The organism is Paenibacillus sp. MER 180 (genome assembly GCF_023713665.1).
Taxonomy (GTDB): domain Bacteria; phylum Bacillota; class Bacilli; order Paenibacillales; family Paenibacillaceae; genus Paenibacillus_B; species Paenibacillus_B suaedae.
In genome coordinates this window covers 1-230 of the sequence record NZ_JAMAVT010000122.1, presented here as the reverse complement: position 1 = coordinate 230, position 230 = coordinate 1, and the positions used below count along the sequence as shown (strand labels likewise).

Sequence of the window (230 nt, the reverse complement as noted above, 5' to 3'; positions counted from 1 at the left end):
TATGAGCAATGGGGGGACGCAGAAGGATAGGGACGCGAGCTGATGGATGCTCGTCCAAGCAGTGAGGCCGATGTGTAGGCAAATCCGCACATCATTAAGGCTAGGCTGTGATGGGGAGGGAAAATTATAGTACCGAAGGTCTTGATTTCATGCTGCCAAGAAAAGCCTCTAGCCAGGTGAAGCTGCCCGTACCGCAAACCGACACAGGTAGGTGGGAAGAGAATTCTAAG

1 rRNA gene is annotated in these 230 nt (G+C 52.2%); it reads left to right on the top strand.

The window, feature by feature from the left end:
• Window positions 1-230 (top strand): 23S ribosomal RNA (locus M3661_RS30145); the annotation flags it as partial.